Source organism: Streptococcus sp. HMSC064H09 (assembly GCF_001812625.1).
Classification (GTDB): Bacteria; Bacillota; Bacilli; order Lactobacillales; family Streptococcaceae; genus Streptococcus.
This window is the reverse complement of the sequence record NZ_KV809623.1, coordinates 1-376: the sequence shown is the minus strand read 5'-3', so window position 1 is coordinate 376 and position 376 is coordinate 1. Positions and strand designations below refer to the sequence as shown.

Genomic DNA, 376 nt, shown 5'->3' with positions numbered 1-376 from the left:
AGAGGGTCAGCGGTTCGATCCCGTTAACTCCCATAGGTCCCGTGGTGTAGCGGTTATCACGTCGCCCTGTCACGGCGAAGATCGCGGGTTCGATTCCCGTCGGGACCGTTCAAGTAGAAATATTTGAGACTCGTTAGCTCAGTTGGTAGAGCAATTGACTTTTAATCAATGGGTCACTGGTTCGAGCCCAGTACGGGTCATATATGCGGGTGTGGCGGAATTGGCAGACGCACCAGATTTAGGATCTGGCGCTTAACGGCGTGGGGGTTCAAGTCCCTTCACCCGCATTAGAAAAGTTAGCCGGCTTAGCTCAGTTGGTAGAGCATCTGATTTGTAATCAGAGGGTCGCGTGTTCAAGTCATGTAGCCGGCATAAA

General features: G+C 52.1%; 4 tRNA genes. All 4 read left to right on the top strand.

The features are described from left to right. Nucleotides 1–35 precede the first annotated feature (35 nt). The 4 genes from HMPREF2867_RS09480 to HMPREF2867_RS09465 all read left to right on the top strand — a co-directional run bounded on the left by HMPREF2867_RS09480 (nt 36) and on the right by HMPREF2867_RS09465 (nt 372). A tRNA-Asp gene (locus tag HMPREF2867_RS09480) sits at nt 36–108 on the top strand. A gap of 19 nt (nt 109–127) precedes the next feature. Continuing rightward, nucleotides 128–200: transfer RNA gene (locus HMPREF2867_RS09475), tRNA-Lys, on the top strand. Nucleotides 201–205: 5 nt separating this feature from the next. Beyond that, nucleotides 206–287, top strand: a tRNA-Leu gene (locus HMPREF2867_RS09470). Nucleotides 288–299: 12 nt separating this feature from the next. Next, nucleotides 300–372: transfer RNA gene (locus HMPREF2867_RS09465), tRNA-Thr, on the top strand. Nucleotides 373–376 lie beyond the last annotated feature (4 nt).